This window comes from Streptomyces sp. CNT372 (assembly GCF_000377145.1).
Map to the genome: position 1 here is coordinate 158,113 of NZ_KB897785.1, position 17,364 is coordinate 175,476.

14 protein-coding genes and 2 pseudogenes are annotated in these 17,364 nt (G+C 76.0%); 7 read left to right on the plus strand and 9 right to left on the minus strand.

The genetic code is table 11. The features are described 5' to 3' along the window. The first annotated feature begins 127 nt into the window (after positions 1 to 127). Together C593_RS0120945 and C593_RS0120950 are read left to right on the plus strand one after the other, a co-directional pair. Complete coding sequence (locus C593_RS0120945; protein WP_018849272.1) at positions 128 to 1,321, plus strand: glycine C-acetyltransferase; 1,194 nt, start codon at positions 128 to 130, stop codon at positions 1,319 to 1,321. Between the two features lie 51 nt (positions 1,322 to 1,372). Next, the gene (locus C593_RS0120950; protein WP_018849273.1) at positions 1,373 to 2,287 is read left to right on the plus strand and encodes a LysR family transcriptional regulator; all 915 of its coding nucleotides are present in this window, start codon (positions 1,373 to 1,375) and stop codon (positions 2,285 to 2,287) included. 29 nt (positions 2,288 to 2,316) lie between these two features. On the opposite strand, the gene C593_RS0120955 is transcribed toward C593_RS0120950, so the two are convergent. The 7 genes and pseudogenes from C593_RS0120955 to C593_RS0120980 all read right to left on the minus strand — a co-directional run bounded on the left by C593_RS0120955 (position 2,317) and on the right by C593_RS0120980 (position 9,565). Then, the gene (locus C593_RS0120955) at positions 2,317 to 2,832 is read right to left on the minus strand and encodes an SRPBCC family protein (RefSeq protein ID WP_018849274.1); all 516 of its coding nucleotides are present in this window, start codon (positions 2,830 to 2,832) and stop codon (positions 2,317 to 2,319) included. A 206-nt stretch (positions 2,833 to 3,038) separates the two neighbouring features. Beyond that, positions 3,039 to 3,236 (minus strand): annotated as a pseudogene (locus C593_RS33880) (ricin-type beta-trefoil lectin domain protein); the annotation flags it as partial. Between the two features lie 55 nt (positions 3,237 to 3,291). Beyond that, on the minus strand, positions 3,292 to 5,673 hold the full coding sequence (secD, locus tag C593_RS0120960) for a protein translocase subunit SecD (protein ID WP_018849275.1): 2,382 nt from the start codon (positions 5,671 to 5,673) through the stop codon (positions 3,292 to 3,294). A gap of 169 nt (positions 5,674 to 5,842) precedes the next feature. Continuing rightward, complete coding sequence (locus tag C593_RS0120965; protein WP_018849276.1) at positions 5,843 to 6,271, minus strand: hypothetical protein; 429 nt, start codon at positions 6,269 to 6,271, stop codon at positions 5,843 to 5,845. A 194-nt stretch (positions 6,272 to 6,465) separates the two neighbouring features. Beyond that, positions 6,466 to 7,116, minus strand: a complete 651-nt coding sequence (locus C593_RS0120970) for a DUF4360 domain-containing protein (protein ID WP_026277911.1) — start codon at positions 7,114 to 7,116, stop codon at positions 6,466 to 6,468. Positions 7,117 to 7,535: 419 nt separating this feature from the next. Next, complete coding sequence (locus C593_RS0120975) at positions 7,536 to 8,507, minus strand: hypothetical protein (RefSeq protein WP_018849278.1); 972 nt, start codon at positions 8,505 to 8,507, stop codon at positions 7,536 to 7,538. After that, on the minus strand, positions 8,504 to 9,565 hold the full coding sequence (locus tag C593_RS0120980; protein WP_018849279.1) for an SPFH domain-containing protein: 1,062 nt from the start codon (positions 9,563 to 9,565) through the stop codon (positions 8,504 to 8,506). Before C593_RS0120980 ends, C593_RS0120975 begins: the two co-directional genes overlap by 4 nt. Positions 9,566 to 9,716: 151 nt before the next feature. On the opposite strand from C593_RS0120980, the gene C593_RS0120985 reads away from it, so the two are divergent. Both C593_RS0120985 and C593_RS32620 read left to right on the plus strand, forming a co-directional pair. Beyond that, the gene (locus C593_RS0120985) at positions 9,717 to 10,472 is read left to right on the plus strand and encodes a class I SAM-dependent methyltransferase (protein WP_018849280.1); all 756 of its coding nucleotides are present in this window, start codon (positions 9,717 to 9,719) and stop codon (positions 10,470 to 10,472) included. Between the two features lie 485 nt (positions 10,473 to 10,957). Further along, entirely contained in the window at positions 10,958 to 11,824 is an 867-nt protein-coding gene (locus C593_RS32620; RefSeq protein WP_037746585.1) for an endonuclease/exonuclease/phosphatase family protein, read from the plus strand. Between the two features lie 297 nt (positions 11,825 to 12,121). Here C593_RS32620 and C593_RS31900 read toward each other — a convergent pair. Continuing rightward, positions 12,122 to 12,616 (minus strand): annotated as a pseudogene (locus C593_RS31900) (aquaporin); the annotation flags it as partial. Between the two features lie 169 nt (positions 12,617 to 12,785). Here C593_RS31900 and C593_RS0121000 point away from each other — a divergent pair. The 3 genes from C593_RS0121000 (at position 12,786) to C593_RS0121010 (ending at position 15,601) form a co-directional block, all read left to right on the plus strand. Beyond that, a complete protein-coding gene (locus C593_RS0121000) occupies positions 12,786 to 13,766 on the plus strand; it encodes a lytic polysaccharide monooxygenase (RefSeq protein ID WP_018849283.1) in 981 nt (326 codons plus the stop codon). Between the two features lie 169 nt (positions 13,767 to 13,935). Beyond that, positions 13,936 to 14,961 carry a glycosyltransferase family 2 protein gene (locus tag C593_RS30100; RefSeq protein WP_018849284.1) on the plus strand — a complete coding sequence of 342 codons (1,026 nt, stop codon included), beginning with the start codon at positions 13,936 to 13,938 and terminating at the stop codon, positions 14,959 to 14,961. Between the two features lie 46 nt (positions 14,962 to 15,007). After that, positions 15,008 to 15,601 carry an NUDIX hydrolase gene (locus C593_RS0121010; protein ID WP_018849285.1) on the plus strand — a complete coding sequence of 198 codons (594 nt, stop codon included), beginning with the start codon at positions 15,008 to 15,010 and terminating at the stop codon, positions 15,599 to 15,601. A gap of 56 nt (positions 15,602 to 15,657) precedes the next feature. Here C593_RS0121010 and C593_RS0121015 read toward each other — a convergent pair whose 3' ends face one another. After that, positions 15,658 to 17,190 carry a DUF6056 family protein gene (locus C593_RS0121015; RefSeq protein WP_018849286.1) on the minus strand — a complete coding sequence of 511 codons (1,533 nt, stop codon included), beginning with the start codon at positions 17,188 to 17,190 and terminating at the stop codon, positions 15,658 to 15,660. Between the last annotated feature and the right edge of the window lie 174 nt (positions 17,191 to 17,364).

Sequence of the window (17,364 nt, forward strand, 5' to 3'; positions counted from 1 at the left end):
CCCGGCCCCAGGCCCGCGCCCCGGCCCCCCGCCCGCGCCCCTGCCCGCCGCCGGCCCGCGCCCCCCGCCGCCGCCCCGCCCCCGCATCGCCGCCGCCCACCCGCGGCACCCGCCTCAAGGAGACTCCATGTACGCGTCCGTCCGCGACGAACTGCGCGCCACCATCGACGAGATCCGCTCCGCCGGCCTCTACAAGCCGGAGCGCGTGATCGGCACCCCGCAGAGCGCCTCCGTCGCCGTGACCGCCGGCGGCGCCCCCGGGGACGTCCTCAACTTCTGCGCCAACAACTACCTCGGGCTCGCCGACCACCCCGAGGTCGTGGCCGCCGCCAAGGACGCCCTGGACCGCTGGGGCTACGGCATGGCCTCCGTCCGCTTCATCTGCGGCACCCAGGAGATCCACAAGGAACTGGAGCAGCGCCTCTCCGCGTTCCTCGGCCAGGAGGACACGATCCTCTACTCCTCCTGCTTCGACGCCAACGGCGGTGTCTTCGAGACCCTGCTCGGCCCCGAGGACGCCGTCATCTCCGACGCCCTCAACCACGCCTCCATCATCGACGGCATCCGCCTCTCCAAGGCCCGCCGCCACCGGTACGCCAACCGTGACCTCGCCGACCTGGAGCAGCAGCTCAAGGAGACCCAGGACGCCCGCCGCCGCCTGATCGTCACCGACGGCGTGTTCTCCATGGACGGCTATGTCGCCCCGCTCGCCGAGATCTGCGACCTCGCCGACCGCTACGACGCCATGGTCATGGTCGACGACTCGCACGCCGTCGGCTTCGTCGGCCCCGGCGGCCGGGGCACCCCGGAACTGCACGGCGTGATGGACCGTGTCGACATCATCACCGGCACCCTCGGCAAGGCCCTGGGCGGCGCGTCCGGCGGCTATGTCGCCGCCCGCGCGGAGATCGTCGAGCTGCTGCGCCAGCGCTCCCGCCCCTACCTGTTCTCCAACTCCCTCGCCCCCGTCATTGCCGCCGCCTCCCTCAAGGTCCTCGACCTGCTGGAGTCCGCGGGCGACCTGCGCGAGAAGCTCGCCGCCAACACCAAACTGTTCCGTGAGCGGATGACGGAGGCGGGCTTCGAGATCCTGCCCGGGGACCACGCCATCGCCCCCGTGATGATCGGGGACGCGGCCGAGGCGGGCCGGATGGCCGAACTCCTGCTGGAGCGGGGCGTGTACGTGATCGGCTTCTCGTACCCGGTGGTCCCGATGGGCCAGGCGCGCATCCGCGTGCAGCTCTCGGCCGCGCACTCGACCAAGGACGTCGAGCGGGCCGTGGCCGCCTTCACGGACGCGCGCGCCGCGCTCCGGGGCTGACCCGGGCCGGGGCGTGCGGGGCACGCCGACCGGGGCTGACACAATGGCGGAGTGATCGACCCCCGCCGGCTGCGCATCCTGCGGGCCGTGGCGGACCACCGTACGGTGACCGCCGCGGCCGCCGCGCTGTACCTCACCCCCTCGGCGGTCTCCCAGCAGCTCAACGCCCTGGAGCAGGAGACCGGCCACACCCTGCTGATCCGCGGCGGCAAGGGCGTCACCCTGACCGCCGCCGGGGAGATCCTCCTCGCCCACGCGCACTCCGTCCTCGCCCAGCTCGAACGGGCCGAGGCAGAGCTCGCCGCCTACGCGCAGGGCTCGTCCGGCACGGTCACGGTGGCCGCCTTCGCCACCGGGATCGCCGAGGTGGTCGCCCCGGCGATAGCGGACCTGGCCGGGGAGCGGCCCGGGATCGCCGTCCGGGTCCGGGACGCCGAGGGCGACGAGAGCCTGCCCCTCGTCCTGGACGGGGAGGCCGATCTCGCGGTCGCCGTCGAGTACCGGGGCGCCCCCGGCGCCGACGACCGGCGCCTCGCCCGCGTCCCCCTCTACGCGGAGCCCTTCGACGCGGTGCTGCGGGCCGGCCATCCGCTCGCCGCCGGGGAACGGGTGGAGCTGGCGCAGTTCGCCGCCAGCGACTGGATCGGCCCCTACCCCGGCAACCCCTGCCACGACATGGTGCTCCTCGCCTGCGAACTCGCCGGCTTCCAGCCCCGGCTGGTGCACCTCTCGGACGACTTCCGGGCCGTCGCGGTCCTCGCGGGGGCGGGCGCCGGGGTCGCCCTCGTGCCCCGCTCGGCGCTGCGCGGCATGGACCTGCGGGACGCCGTGGTCCGCCCGGTGACCGGACCGGCCGCCACCCGGCGGGTCTTCGCCGCCGTCCGGCGCGGTGCGGAGGACCACCCGCTGACCCGGCCCGTCCTCGACGCCCTCGCCCGCGCGGCGGCCGGCCTCTCCACCAACTGAGCAGCAAGGCCGGCCCGCCCGGGGGCGGGTCAGGCGCCGCGGTTCTCCAGCGCGCGCTTCAGGTTGTCCAGCGTGGTGCGGATGTTGCGGCGCTGGAAGTCGGCGAAGGTGTACCCCCGGGTCGCCGCCCTGTCGAAGGCGTTCGCCAGCGCGTCCGGCCAGCGCCGGTCGTCCGTCCAGGTCTCCGTGACCAGGGTTCCGCCGCCGTCGGCGGGTTCGAAACGGTACTCCCAGGTGGCGATCCGTCCCGGCAGCACGGGCCGCCGGCCGCCGATCGCCCGCACCCGGAAGGCGAACCGCTCACCCGGGTCGGCCGCCGTCACCGTGCAGCGCGTCGTCCAGCTCAGCCGCCCCCGCCGGTTCCGTCCGTCGAAGACGGTGCCCACACCCACCGGGCCCGGTGCCGCCGACCCGTCGCGCACCACCGCCCCCCGGTTCTCCGGGCTCCAGCGCCCCATCCGCGTCGGGTCGCCGACCTGTGCGTAGACCGCCGAGGGGGACGCGTCGATCACGACGCTGTCCGAGACGGTGAGAATCCGTGGCATCCGTACGACTCCGATCGTGGGGGCCGCCCGACGCTACCGCGCGCGCGTCCGGCTCCCCGCGCCGGGGTCCCGGGGCGGGGGAGGCGTCCCGGCGGGGGGTGCCGCACGGGCAGGCGGGCCCGTCCTCCCCGAAGGGCGGGCCCGCCTGCCCGTGCGGCGTCGGACGCCGTGTGCGGGAGAGTGCGCCCCGCCGTGGGGCAGCGGTTCACCGTCCACTTCTGGTTGGCGGTGCCGGCGCACGTCCACAGGGGAGGCGGGTGCCGTTGGCGGAGCTGTTGCCGGTGGCGTCCAGGCACTTGCCGGCGGCTGACGATGTCGCGCGCGCCGCTGACCACCCACCGCTGGGCCGCGGTGCCGTCGCAGTCCCAGAGCCGGCCGGGTGTGCCGGCGGCGGGGCGCCCGGCCCCGGGCCGGGCGGTGTGGCGCCGCCCGGCCCGGGAGGCCGGTCCCCGGAGGGCCTCAGACCACGGCCCCGTCGCCCGTCCGCCCGCGCCCGCCCGCCGCCGAGGTGCCCGCCGCGTTCCCGGAGCCCTTCGCCGGACGGGACCGTTCCGGGCGTCCGACCGTGAACCGGTCCTGGAGCAGCACCGTCACCGGCATCGCCGTGAACACCGTGGACGCCATGCCCAGCACCACGCCCGCCAGCAGCGCCACGGAGAAGTCGGCCAGCGAGTCACCGCCCAGGAACGCCAGCGCCAGCAGAACGAACAGCGCCCCCATTCCGGTGTTCACGGTGCGCGGCAGCGTCTGCGCCACCGCCCGGTCCCCGAGCGCGGCCCAGCTCAACGAGGAGCCCGTGCGCCGCAGTTCACGCAGCCGGTCCAGGACCACCACCGTGTCGTTGACGGAGTAGCCGACCACGGTCAGCAGCGCGGCCAGGAAGACGCTGTCCACCGGCTTGCCGAGCCACGCGAACAGGCCCACGACCAGCAGGACGTCCTGCACCATCGCCACCACCGCCGACGCGGCGAAAGTCCACCGGAACCGCACGCTCAGATAGAGGAGCTGGGCCGCGACGGCGACCCCGAGGGCGATCAGCGCATGGGTCCGCAGCTCGCTGCCGAGGCTCGGCCCGACGAGGTCGTCCCGCTCGGCGGTCACCTCGCCGCCGTCCGCCGCCAGCGCCTCGCGGATGCGCTGCTGGTCCTCGTCGCCCGTCTCCTTCGTGCGCACGGAGACGTCTCCGTCGTCCGTCGTCTGCACCACGGCCTGGGGGAAGCCGGCGTCGACGACGGCCGCGCGGGCCGTGTCCGCGTCGAGCGGGCGCTCGGTCGCGTACTGCACCGCCCGGCCCCCGGTGAACTCGACGCCGAAGTCCAGCCCGCGCACCCCGATCCCGGCGAAGGCGACCAGGAGCAGGCCCGCACAGACGCCCAGCCAGCGCCGCCGGTGCCGCATCAGCCGGAGCGGCCGGCGGGTCAGCCGGGCCCGCAGCCGGCCGGTGCCCGCGATCCCCGTCACCGCCGGCCGGCGGGCCACCGTCTTCCGGCCCACCGCCCACTCGGCCAGCAGCCTGGTGATCACCATGGCCGACACCATCGAGGCGACCACACCGATGGCGAGGGTCACCCCGAAGCCCTTCACCGGCCCGGTCGCGAAGGCGAACAGCAGCCCGGCCGCGATCAGGGTGGTGATGTTGGAGTCCGCCACCGCGCTCCACGCCCGCGAGAACCCGGTCCGCAGCGACCGGCGCAGATCCCGTACCGGCGCACGTGTCCGGGTGCCGGGCTTGGTGTACTCCTCCCGTGCCCGTTCGAAGACGAGGACGTTGGCGTCCACGGCGATCCCGATGGCGAGTACGAAACCGGCGAGGCCCGGCAGGGTGAGGGTGGCGCCGAGCGCGACCACCGCCGCGTAGGAGATCAGTCCGTACAGCGCGAGGGCGACGGTGGCGAGGAAGCCGAGGAGCCGGTACACGGCGATGATGAACACCCCGGTGCACATCAGCCCGATGACGGCGGCCAGCGCGCTCGCCCGGATCGCCTCGGCGCCCAGCGTCGGCCCCACCGTGCTCTGCTCGACGGCCGTCACCGGCACGGGCAGCGCACCGCCCTTGACCAGGGCCGCGAGTTCACGCGCCTCCTCGGCGGTGAAGTCGCCCGTGATCTGGGCCGAGCCGCCGGTGATCCCCGCGCCGCACGGCACGCCGCTCTGCATCCCGGGCGCGGAGACGATTTGGTCGTCCAGCACGATCGCCACCCGGCGGGCCGGATCGCCCGGGGCCGCGCAGGCCGCCTTGCCCGTCACCTCGGCCCAGCGGTCGCCGCCCTTGCCGCGGAAGGACAGGTCGATCCGCCAGCCGCCGGTCTGCGGGTCCAGGACGGCAGCCGCGTCGTCCACGCCCTCCCCGGTGAGGGCGGGCGGGCCGAGCCGGAGGAAGGCGCCGGGCGCGTCGGGGTCGGGCAGCACCCGTGCGCCGCCCGGCTGCGCCCCGCCGCCCGGTTCCGCCGCGGCCCCGGTGACCGGGTGGAAGGTCAGCTGCGCGGTGCGGCCGATGACCTCGGCCGCCTCCCGGGGGTCCTGGACCCCGGGCAGTTCGACGACGATCCGGCGCTCCCCGGACCGGGCGAGCGAGGGCTCGGCGACGCCCAGTCCGTCGACCCGGCGGCGCAGCACCTCCAGTGCCCGGTCGGTGGCCGCCGCGTCGGCGCGGACGGTGGGCGAGTCCTGGGCCTCCAGGACGATACGGGTGCCGCCGCGCAGATCGAGTCCGAGGCGGGCGGGGGTGGTCAGGGCGACGTAGAGGGAGACGCCGACGACGGCGAGCGCGAGCAGCGCACGCCACCAGGTGGCACGGCGGCTCGGCCCGCGGGAGGCGGGCGGGTGGGGCTTGGGCGACATGGACGGACTCCACAAGGGGTCCCCGGCCGGGGCACGCGTGGTCGCGCACCCGGCGGCCGGGGAGGCGGACACAGGACGGGGCGCCGGACCGCCGCAGAAGCGGCGCGGCGCGCGGGAAGGCCGCGCCCGCTCCCGGGACGGGATCCCGGGTACGCGGCACGCGGTCGCGTCAGCCGTGTCGTGCGGAGGGAGGTCCCCGGGGATGCCCGGGGCCGTGCGAGGCGTGCGGCGGGGCGCGTTCGCCGGAGCCGTCCGCGCGGAGGGTGCCGCGCAGCGGCGGGGGCGCGGTGTACGCGGCGCCGGCCACCGCGGACGGAGCCGCGGGCAGCCGTACGGAGTGCTCGGCGGGCGTGGTCCGCTGCACGGCGGCGTCGGAGCCGCCCCGCTCGGGCAGGCGCGCCTGCGGGGCCTGACCGGTACCGCGCCCGGACGGTGACGCGGCCGGACCGTGCGCCGGCGCCGCGGCGGGCGGGGCGGCCGGGGGAGCGCCGGCGACGGCCGGGGCGCTGCCGAGCAGGACGATCAGAAGCGACCAGAGGCCGAGGAGTACGGACGGCAGAGGGCCGGTCCCGGCGGTGCGCCGCGCCCAGCGGTTCATCCGCGCCGCCCCCTTCCCGCCCCTGCCGGCCGGACACCCGGTTCACGGCCCGGCGCCCATGACGAACCCTCAGCGTAGGCCACCCCCGGTGCCCGCCGGCTCCGGGCCCTGCCGGGGGACGTTCCGCCCGGACAGAGGGATGCCCCGGCCGGGAAGGGGGAGCCCGGCCGGGGCGGCGAGGGACGCGCGGAGAGTCAGCTCTTCTTCGGGCACTCCTTCCAGGCCAGGTGGTAGACGGTGCTGATGTCACCGTCCGTCGAGTCCATGGTCATGTAGCTGGTGGTCGAGGGGTGCGAGGTGCCCGCGTTGACGCGGATCTCCGTGTTGATGTTGAAGTTCCGCTGCACACCGCAGGGCGCCCACACGAGCTGGGCCCAGTCGGTCTCGTCGGTGGCCTGCCAGTTGTCCTCGTACGGCCCGCGGAACGTATGGGTCCGGGATTCGGTGTTCGGGGAGCCCTGGAAGTAGTACGAGGCCTTCTCGGTGCTGGACGCGCCGGGCTGGAGGGAGGCGTAGCCGCGGTAGTCCGCGCTCGCGATGGCGTAGGTGAATCCGCCGGGGACGTGCACGAGCAGGCTGAGCTGGCAGTTCTTGCGGGCGGCCGTGGGCGGCGCGCCGCCGCCGACCTGGGCGAGGTAGTCGCTGTAGGTCACCGTGAAGGCGGTGTTGTCCTCGGAGACCGCCACGGCCGCGGTGCCCAGGGGGCACCCGGAGCCGTTCACCGTGGCGATGTCGATGACGATCTTGTCGGGCGGGGGGTCGGGGATCGTCGGACCCGCCTGGGCCGGCAGGGCCGAGAAGAACAGAGCGGCGACCGCTCCGCCCACCAGTAACGGGGCTCTCATGCTTCTCCCATTCCGTTGCCTCGGGTGCCCGGGGCGGAAGTCGCCCCGGGCCGGGGGGTGCGACCGCCTCAGGGGTGCGGGGGCGGCCGTCGCGGACCGCGTGGCACGGTCCGCGGGGGACCGGTGCACGGGCTCGAACGGGTGATGCGCCCGGACACGGTGGCGCTGTCGATGGTTGAATGGTCAGGGACATGACACTCACCGCGCCGGATCCTCCCGTCGGAGTGGACCGGGAGTGCTCGAATGCTAGGAACCGGCGGCATCCGCGCACCAGGGCGCGACCCGGCCAATGACGGGGCCCCGGGCGCCCGGACTTTGGCGGGGATCGGTCATTGCGGCCGCCGCGTGCGGTCGGGCCGCCGCCGCTCCTGCGCCGCCGGCCCCGGAGCGGCGGGACGGCCCGCCCGGCCCGCCGCCGCTCAGACCAGCAGGCGCAGCGCCGTCGCGCAGAGGCCGAAGCGCACCGTCTGCCCCCAGGTCACCTCCAGCGCGTCGCTCTCCATCCCGTCGCCGAACACCACCAGCCGGTCGCTCTCCACGGTGACCCGCAGGCGCTCGGCTCCCGCGAGTGAGCCCGCGACCCGGGTGGCCCCGGTCGTGGGGGACGGCCACGCCTCGCGCACGAACCAGACCAGCCGGCGCTCGGCGGGCCCGGGCAGCGCCGGAGCGCCGCCGCGTTCCCGCCACAGCGAGCGCAGCCAGCCCGTGGCGCCCGTGCCCGTCCCGACCAGGACCCCGGAGGACGCCTGGGCCTCGTCCCCTTCCGCGTCCGTGTCCTCCTTCCCGGCCTGCGTCGCGTCCCCGCCCCGGCTCATCTCCCGGGCCGTGGTCCGCGCCGCGCCGGCGTCCGGGCCGATGCGGTAGCGCGCGGACTGGTGGCCCGGCCTGCCGAGGTAGATCTCGTTGAGGGCCACCAGCCGCTGGGTGTCGTCCGTGACCGCCTCCACCATCGCCAGGTCCTCGGTCCGGGCACCGGCGGTGACCGCCGCCGTCAGCAGCCGGGCCGCGTCACGCACCCGGTGCCGCACCAGCACCCCCGGATTCCGGCCGGGTTCCGGATCGATGCCCACGACCGGCTGCCCGGTCAGGTACTTGGCCGCGTTGGCGACGAGACCGTCCTGCCCCACCACGATCACCACGTCCTCCGGGGCGAACAGGAAGCGGTCGAGACCGGCCCGTTCGACCCGGGCCCGGCGCCACGCGAGCGGGATCGCGGCGGCCGCGTCCGCCACCGCCTGCCGCACCCGGTGGTGGCGCTCGGCCACCTCCCGGATCTCACGGCCGCGGCTCGCGAGGAAGAACTCCGCCTGCCCGTGGGTGCCGTGCCGGGCCAGCAGCTCCTCGTACTCGGTGGTGCGGTGGACCAGGACGGCCCGGGGCGCGAGGCTCACGGCCGCGCCGTCCGTCCGTGTCCCGCCTCGCCCGCGCCGCCGCTGCCCGCGAGGCCGCCGCCGTCCGCCGCGCCCAGCTTCGCGAGCAGCCCCGTGAGCACGTCCGGGGAGAGCGTGAGGCTGTCGACCCGCGGCAGGTTCTCCGCGAGCCGGGTGACCGCGAGGGCGTGCAGCGTCGACGCGTCGACCGCCGCGTGCACCCGCAGCCACGCCGCCTGGGCCTCGGCGCGCGCCGCGCCGGTCTGCTGGGCGGCCTCGGCCTCGGCGCGGGCCAGCCGCACGGTCCGCGTGGCCTCCGCCTGCGCCCGGACGCCGTCCGCCGCCGCGGCCTCCTCCGCCTGGCGGCGCGCGTTGGCCCCGTTCTGCTCGACCAACTGCTCCTCGCGCCGGGCCAGTTCGATCCTGCTGGCGAGTTCGTTCTCGGCGATGGCGCGTTCGCGTTCCACGGCGACGGCCCGGCGCTCGTAGGTGGCGCGGTCGGCCTCCTGCTGGATCCGCTCGCGCGCCGGGGTGCGCAACGCGCGCTCCACCTCCGGTTCGGGGCGGACGGCGACCACCCGGACGGCGACCACCTCGATGCCCGTCGCGGGCAGCCGGGGTTCCGCCGCGAGCCCCTGCCCGACCCGCTCGCGCAGCACCGCCACCCCGTCCGCGAGGGCCGAGGCGAGCGGCGTGCCCGCGAGGACGTCGAGCGCGTGCTGCTGGGCGGTCTCGGTGAGCAGCGTCGCGATCTGCTCCAGCGGCGCGCCCCGCCAGGCGCCCGAGTCCGGGTCGATGGAGAAGTCCAGGCGCGCGGCGGCCGTCTCCGGGTCGTGGATCCGGTACGTCACCGTGGCCTGGACGCCGACGTCCTGGAAGTCCGAGGTCCGGGCGTGGAACGAGACCGAGAGCTCCCGGTCGTCCACCGGCACCTCCGACAGGGCGGCGGTCAGCGGGCGGAACCAGAAGCTCAGCCCCGGACCGTCGTGGACGAGGCGCCCACGGCGGTGGTGCCGGATGTGTGCGGTGGGCGCGGCGCGCAGATGGCGCCAGCCGAAGCGGGTGGTGATGTCGGCCATGGAAGGACTCCCTTTTCGTCGTCGTGACGATATCGAGGGAAGCCTCTTGTCGTCAACAGGACGAGATGTGGGTCCGGTGCTGCTTCTCCCGCCCGGTCCGGTGCTGTCCTTCGCGCCCGGCCGGACACCCGTGGGGACTAGGCTGGGCCCGGTGTTCACCCCACAGGGCCCCACGTTCGGAGAGCTCGCCGTGCAGGCTCTCTCCTCCACCCGGCGCGGCTACGACCTCCTCGCGCCCAAGTTCGACGCCACCCCGTTCCGGACGCCGGACGCGGTCCTCGATCCGGTGACCGAGGCGCTGCGCCCCTACGGCCCGTTCGCCCGGGGACTGGACGTCTGCTGCGGCACGGGAGCGGGGGTCCGCGTCCTCGGCGAGCTGTGCGGGGAACGTGTGACCGGTGTCGACTTCAGCGCCGGGATGCTCGCCCGGGCCCGGGAGCGGGCCGCCGCGGACCCGGAGGGAGCCGGTCCCGCCCGCACGGGCCCCGCGCCCCGCCTCGACTGGGTCCAGGCGGACGCGCGCGCCCTGCCCTTCCGGGAGGTGTTCGACCTCGCCGTGAGCTTCGGCGCGTTCGGGCACTTCCTGCCCGCCGAACGCCCGGCCCTCTTCGCCCAGGTGTACGCGGCGCTGCGCCCCGGCGGCCGGTTCGCCTTCCCGGTCCTGGCCCCGCCCGGCCCCCGGACCCGGCTCTACTGGACGCTGTTCGGCTTCGATGCCGCGATGCGCGTTCGGAACGCGCTCTGGCGGCCGAAGTTCATCATGTACTACCGGACCTTCCCGCTCTCCGGGGTCCTCGCCGACCTGGAGCGCACGGGCTTCACCGTCGCTCTCGTGCCCCTGCCCGGCCTCGGCAGCCTGCCGGACGGCTCCCCGCGCGCCCGCCTCCTCGTCGCGCGGCGCGACTGACCCCGGCACGGAAGCGGCCCGGGCGGTCGCGGGATCGGCCGGGGCGGTCTGACAGGATCGCGGCCAGGGCCGACGATCACGGGGGCGAGGCACGGATGAGCGACACCGGGGACACGGACGCGGGGACTGCCGGCGCGGGCGACGCCGGCCAGGGCGGTGCCGCCGACCCCGGCGCGGGCAAGGCCGGCCAGGGCGGTGCCGGGACAGGCGGTGCCGCGACGGACGGTGCCGGAGCGAACGGTGCTGCGGCGCGCGGTGCCGCCGACGCCGTCGAGGGCGACGCCGTCGACGGCGACGCCGGAGCCCGTGGCACCGGGGCGGCCGACCCCCGCCAGGCCGGCCCCCGCCCGGCCGAGGCGCCCGATGCCACCAGCCGCGACGCCGCCGGCACCGCCCCCGGCCCCGGCCCCCGTGCCGCGGCGGCCCGCCCGGCCGCCCCGCGCCGCGGCCGCGTCACCGCCGCCTGCGCGGCCCTCCTCGCGCTCCTGCTCGCCGGCCACGGCCTCGTCCCCAACGCGGGCCCCCGGCTGGGCAGTCTGCTGGAGACCTTCCTGCCCTGGCTCGGCCTCGCCGTCCCCGTCCTGCTCCTCGTCGCCCTGCTGCGCCGCAGCGCCCTCGCCGCGGCCGCCACCGCCCTGCCCGCCGCCGCGTGGCTCGTCCTGTTCGGCCCGCTGCTCCTGCCCGCGAGCGGTGGGAAGCCGGACCTGGTCGCCGTGCAGCACAACGTCAGCGATGTGAACCCCGACCCGGCCGCCACCGCACGCGCCCTCGCCGACGCCGGCCCCCAGCTCATCGCCCTGGAGGAGGTGACCCCACCGGCCCTGCCCGCCTACCGCCGTACGCTCGCACCCGACTACCCGCACCACGCCGTCGTCGGCACCGTCGGCCTCTGGTCGGTGCACCCGCTGACGGAGGTGCGGCCCGTCGACATCCGGCCGTCCGGCATCGGACCGGGCTGGAACCGGGGCCTGCGCGCCACCCTCCGGGCGCCCGGCGGCGACATCGCCGTCTACGTCGCCCATCTGCCCTCGCTGCGCCTCGGCCCCGGCGGTATGAGCTCCGGTCCCCGGGACGAGAGCGCGAGGCTGCTCGGCGCGGCACTCGCCGAGGAGAGGGCCGGGACGGTGATCCTGCTCGGCGACCTCAACGGCACTCTGGACGACCGGGGGCTCGACCCGCTCACCTCAGGTCTCGGCGTCGACGGCCCCGGCATGGCGTTCAGCTGGCCCGCGTCCTTCCCCATCGCGCGGATCGACCAGATCCTGGCCCGCGGCGCGACCGTCACCTCCGTCCGCACGCTGCCCCGCACCGGCAGCGACCATCTGCCGGTCGTCGCGGACATCCGCCGCTGAGCCCCCGGCGCTCCGGCGGGCGGGTGCCCGCTCCCGCCCGTACACCGCCGCCGTCAGCGCCAGCCCCAGCACCCCGCCGAGGAGTTGTGCCGCGACGAAGCCGGGCAGCGACACCGGAGCGATGCCCGCGAAGGAGTCGGAGAGCGATCTGCCCAGTGCCGCGGCCGGGTTGGCGAACGAGCCCGAGGACGTGAACCAGATCGCCGCCGCCAGATAGGCCGCGACCGCCGGCGCCGTCCACCTCGCCCGCCCGGTCCGCCGCAGACCGGCGATCAGCAGCACCAGCCCCGCCGTGGCCACGGTCTCCCCGACCAGCAGATGACCCTCCGAGCGGACCTGCCGCGACCAGATACCCGGCGCGCGGCCGAACATGAGGTCCGCGAGCAGGGCCCCGGCCACGGCTCCCGCGACCTGCGCCACCACGTACCACGGCACCCAGCCTCCGGTGCCCGCCACCCCGGAGCCGGAGACGGAGAGGGAGCCGGAGACGGAACGCCGTCGCCCGGACCACCAGGCCGCCAGGGTCACCACGGGATTGAGGTGGCCGCCCGAGACCGGTCCGAGCAGGGCGACCAGCAGCCCGAGCCCGATCGCCGAGGCCAGCGTGTTCGCCAGCAGTGCCACCCCCGGGTCGGCGCTCAGGGCCTCCGCGCGGATTCCGGAGCCCACCACCACCGTGACGAGCGCCGCCGTGCCCATGAACTCCGCCACCGCACGCCGCCCGAGACCGGGCTCCCCGGCGGCGGCCGTCCCCTCCGGTGCCGCCGCCACCCCACCCACGCAATCCGTCATACGGAAAATATATTCCGAGAAACGAAAAATGGGGAGGCCGCGCCGCCGTTCCGGCAAAAGAGGCCGAGCGCCCCGCCCGCGCCGACGGGAACCGGCGGCTCCCGGCTGAACATCCCGCCCCCGCCCCCCGTACTGCTCCTCGACCGTCGTCCCGCAGGAGGTCCGCCCCGTGAAGCACCGAGTCGCCGCAGTCCTCGCGGCCACCGCCGCCGTGCCCGCCCTCCTCCTCGCCCCTGCCGCGGGCCCCGCCGCCGCGCACGGCGCCCCCACCGATCCCGTCAGCCGCGCCGCCGCCTGCGGCGCGGGCGGCCCCGACCTGCGCGCCACGGCCGCCTGCCGGGCCGCCGTCGACGCCAACGGGGGAGTGGAGTTCCGCGCCTGGGACAACATCCGCGTCGCCGGAGTGGCCGGGCGCGACCGCCGGGTGATTCCCGACGGACAGCTGTGCAGTGCCGGGCTCGACGCCTACCGCGGGCTCGACCTCGCCCGCCGGGACTGGCCCGCCACACCCCTGGAGGCGGGCGGCGAACTCACCATGGCCTACCGCTCCACCATCCCGCACCGGGGCGCCTTCGCCGTCCACATCACCCGCCCCGGGTACGACCCCCGCACCCCGCTGCGCTGGTCCGACCTGGTGGCGCGGCCCCTGGTCACCGTGCGGGACCCGGCCCTCGTCCGGGGTGCGTACCGCTTCGGCGTCCGCCTGCCCGAGGGCCTGACGGGACGCCATGTCATGTACACGATCTGGCGCAACTCGGACACCCCCGACACGTACTACTCCTGCTCGGACGTGATCCTCACCCCGGGCGACGGTGACGCCCCCGGCGGCGACGGGTCCGGTGCCGGCGCCCCCTCCCGCCCCGCCGAGCCGCCCGCGAGCGCCGAGCCGCCCCCCGTCCCGCTCCCTTCGCCGGGTCCCTCCGAGTCCGAGTCCGAGCCGCCGCCCGCGCCGACCCCGGAAGCGTCCGGCGACGGGGAGGCCGCCGCCCCGCCCGTCGGCAACGCGGCCGCCCCCGCGCCCCGGCCCGCACCCGCCTCCGCCGGACGGGACATCGACGACAGCGTCGGCATCGTCGCCGGGGGAGTGGCGGGCGCCCTCGCCCTCGCGGCCCTCTGCGCGGCGGTCCTGCTGCGCAGGCGCGAAGCCTGACGCTGGGATGCCGTCCCGCCGACGCGCCGCAGGCACGCCGTTCCCGCCGACCGGACCGCCCCCGCCGCACCATGGAGGCAACCTCGACGGACCGACGGCCCTCTTCCCTCCATGCAACGGGCAGCGCCGCCGCGCGGCCCGCCGGCAGCACCACAGCGCATGGAGAGAGATGACAACGGTCCCAGCTCCGGTCGTCACGTCGGTCGTCGTGCCGTGCTTCAACGAGAGCGAGGTCGTCGAGGAGTTCCACCGGACCCTCGTCGCCGCTCTGGAGCCGACCGGGACGAGCTTCGAGATCTGCTACGTCGACGACGGCAGCGCCGACCGGACGCGCCTGCTCCTCAAGGGCATCGCCGCGGCCGACCCCCGCGTCCGCTACACCTCCTTCAGCCGGAACTTCGGCAAGGAGGCGGCGATGCTCGCCGGACTGCGCATGTCCCACGGGGACGTGGTCGTCCTGATGGACGCGGACCTCCAGCACCCGCCCGAGCTGATCCCGAGGATGCTCGAACTGCACCGCCACGGCTACGACCAGGTCGTCGCCCGCCGTGACCGCACCGGCGAGGGCGCCGTGCGCTCCGCGCTCAGCCGCGCCTACTACCGCCTGGTCCGGCGCTGCATGGACGTCGAAGTCGTCGACGGCGCGGGCGACTTCCGCCTCCTGTCGCGGCGCGCCGTCGGAGCGGTGCTGGCGATGCCCGAGACCAACCGGTTCTCCAAGGGGCTGTTCTCGTGGATCGGCTTCGACACCGTGAGCTTCGACTACACCAACGTCGATCGGGCGGCGGGCCGGTCGAAGTGGGGCGGCCGGCGGCTGCTCAACTACGGCATCGACGGGCTGCTCTCCTTCAACAGCCGCCCCCTGCGGCTCGCCATCCACACCGGCCTGTGGCTGCTGGTCTCCGCCCTCGCCTACGCGCTGTGGATCGTGTCCAGCGCCCTGCTGTTCGGCGTCGGAACCCCCGGCTACGCCACCCTGATCACCGCCGTCGTCGGCCTCGGCGGCATCCAGCTCGCGACCCTGGGCGTCATCGGGGAGTACGTGGGCCGTATCTACCACGAGTCCAAGCGCCGCCCGCACTACGTGATCCGGGAGACCGGCGGCGCGGGCCGGCCGGGGACCGAGTCCGCGGCCGGCCCCGAGTCCGCGGCCGTTCCCGAGCTCGCCGCGCGTGCGGCCGCCTGGAGCCGCTGACGGGCCGTCCGCCGGTGCTCCCGGCCGCTGTGCGAAGGTGGCCGCCATGCAGATCAACCGCAGCGAATGGGCCGTCCACGGGCACCGTTCCGTCTACACGAGCCCCTGGGTGTCGCTCGACCTCGTCGACGTCGAGCCCCCCGGCCGGGCCCGCTACGAGCACCACCTGGTGAAGGTGTCGCCGGTGGTCGCCGTCGTCCTCCTCGACGACGGCGACGGCGGTGGCAGCGACGGTGGCGGCGGCGACGACGGCGGCCCGAACGTGCTCCTGATGTGGCGCCACCGCTTCGCCACCGGCTCCTGGTCCTGGGAGATCCCCAGCGGCATCGTGGAACCGGGCGAGGCCCCCGAGGCGGCCGCCCTGCGCGAGGTCCTGGAGGAGACCGGCTACGCCGTCGCCCCGGACCGGCTCACGCCCCTCGCGTACATCGAGCCCATCAGCGGGATGTGCGACGCCGTCCACCACCTCTATCTGGCCCGCTCCGCCCGCCGCGTCGCCGACCCGGTCGACACCCACGAGGCGGACCGCATCGAATGGGTGCCCCTGGACCGCGTCCAGTCCCTCATCGACTCCCGGCAGATCGTGACCGGCGTGGCCCTGACGGGACTGCTCCAACTCCTCGCGCGCGCAACGGGGTAGGGCCCGGCACGCGCCGGACACCAGGAGCTGACCGCCCCCTCACCGTGCCGGGCGCGTCACGGCAGGGTGCGCGAGTACGTCACCCGGTCCAGGTGGTAGTAGTCGGCCACGCACTGCGCGGGCCACGTCCGGCGCCCCTGGTCGGCGAACGGCTCCAGCATCCGCCCCACCGACAGCGGGGTGTAGGGCAGTTGACGCGCCCCCGCCGCCGCGCCCTCGCGCAGGAACCGGTCCTGGCGGTCCCAGCGCTCGGCCCGGACCCGCATGTCCTGCCCCAGGGACACCAGCGGCACGGCGAGTGCGAGGACCGTCACCGCGCACACCGCCCCGGCCAGCACGGCCGCGGGCCGGAACGGCAGACGGGCACCCGCCGCCCGCTCCCGCAGGGCCCGCCCCGCGAACGCGCCCGCCGCCGTCAGCAGGACGACGAACAGCAGCAGATAGTCGTTCCAGGTGCGGTGCGCCGTCACCACCTGCGCGCCGAACACCGGATACGTGATCACCGTGCACAGGAAGCCGCTCACCAGGAACGCCGCCGCGCCGATCCCCAGCAGCGGCCCCGGGCGCACCGGCCGCGGCACCGGGGAGGCTGCCGCGTCCGGCGTCCGCCGTGCCACCAGCCCCAGCAGCACACCCGCGGCCACCGCCCCGGCGTACTGCCAGGACGTCAGCACGGTCGCCAGGATCTCCACGTACCCCCGCAGCGAGCCCGTCAGCGAGTCCGGCGCGAGCATGGACACACTCTGCGCGCCGTACCGCTCCCGCCGGTTGCGCGAGCCCGGCGACAGCACCAGCATCAGCGTCCCCGCCGCGATCCCGGCCATGCCCGTGAGCGCCCACACCCGGACGTACCGCCCGGCCCGCGCCACCGCCGCCCGCCCCGCGCACAGCACCACCGCCGACAGCACCACCAGCGAGACGACCGACGCCTCCTCCGAGAGCGTCCCCAGGAACACCCCCGCCACCGCGGCCAGGACGAGAGCCGCCACCCGGCCGCGCCGGCCCGCGCGGCCCGCGCGGACGCCGAGCAAGGGCAGCACCGCCGCCAGCGCCAGCACCGGCGCCAGGGTGTGCGACACCGAAGCGGCCGGCCAGTAGAAGGTCTTGTACGTGTTGGGCGTGGCGAACAGGAACACCGCCGTCACCATCGACGCGACCAGCAGCGGCACCCCGCGCGGCGCGGACAGGCCCGCCCGGCGCAGCACCGACACGGCCACCGCCCACAGCAGTACGAGCATCAGCACACCGCTGACCGGCCCGTACCACTGGTGCCCGGCGACCGGGAACTTCGTGTAGAGGCCCACCAGCAGGCCGTTGGCCAGCCGGCCGTTGTCCGTGAACCAGAACTTCCCCACCAGCCCGGCGATCCCGTCGTCGCGCACCACCGGGATGAAGCACCACTCGTCGGCGCTGGGCCGGACGTGGCGTCCGTACCAGGAGGCCAGGGCCAGCAGCGCCAGCGGCAGGGCGGCCAGGGCGAGCGGCCACCGGCGCGCCCATCGGGCCGGCAGGGGGCCGGGCCGCCGCTTCGGGGCGTCGTCGCCGCCCCCCTCGTCCGCGACGGTGACGCTCGATGCGTCGGCGGCCATGTCACCACTGCCTTTCGGGATGTCCGGCATCGCGGACCTGCGCGGCCCGGGCCCGGACCTTCGGTACGGCACCGAAGAGGCGGATCCCCGGCGCGCCGTTCCATTCTGGTCCCGTGGCGATCATCACCGTGGCGCGACAGGCCGTGCCCGCGCGCACCCGCGCACCCGGGACCA

Coding starts and splice junctions, on each gene's coding strand:
- C593_RS0120945 (WP_018849272.1), top strand. CDS start 128: ATGTACGCGTCCGTCCGCGACGAACTGCGCGCCACCATCGACGAGATC.
- C593_RS0120955 (WP_018849274.1), bottom strand. CDS start 2,832: ATGCCACGGATTCTCACCGTCTCGGACAGCGTCGTGATCGACGCGTCC.
- secD (WP_018849275.1), bottom strand. CDS start 5,673: ATGTCGCCCAAGCCCCACCCGCCCGCCTCCCGCGGGCCGAGCCGCCGT.
- C593_RS0120965 (WP_018849276.1), bottom strand. CDS start 6,271: ATGAACCGCTGGGCGCGGCGCACCGCCGGGACCGGCCCTCTGCCGTCC.
- C593_RS0120970 (WP_026277911.1), bottom strand. CDS start 7,116: ATGAGAGCCCCGTTACTGGTGGGCGGAGCGGTCGCCGCTCTGTTCTTC.
- C593_RS0120980 (WP_018849279.1), bottom strand. CDS start 9,565: ATGGCCGACATCACCACCCGCTTCGGCTGGCGCCATCTGCGCGCCGCG.
- C593_RS30100 (WP_018849284.1), top strand. CDS start 13,936: ATGACAACGGTCCCAGCTCCGGTCGTCACGTCGGTCGTCGTGCCGTGC.
- C593_RS0121010 (WP_018849285.1), top strand. CDS start 15,008: ATGCAGATCAACCGCAGCGAATGGGCCGTCCACGGGCACCGTTCCGTC.
- C593_RS0121015 (WP_018849286.1), bottom strand. CDS start 17,190: ATGGCCGCCGACGCATCGAGCGTCACCGTCGCGGACGAGGGGGGCGGC.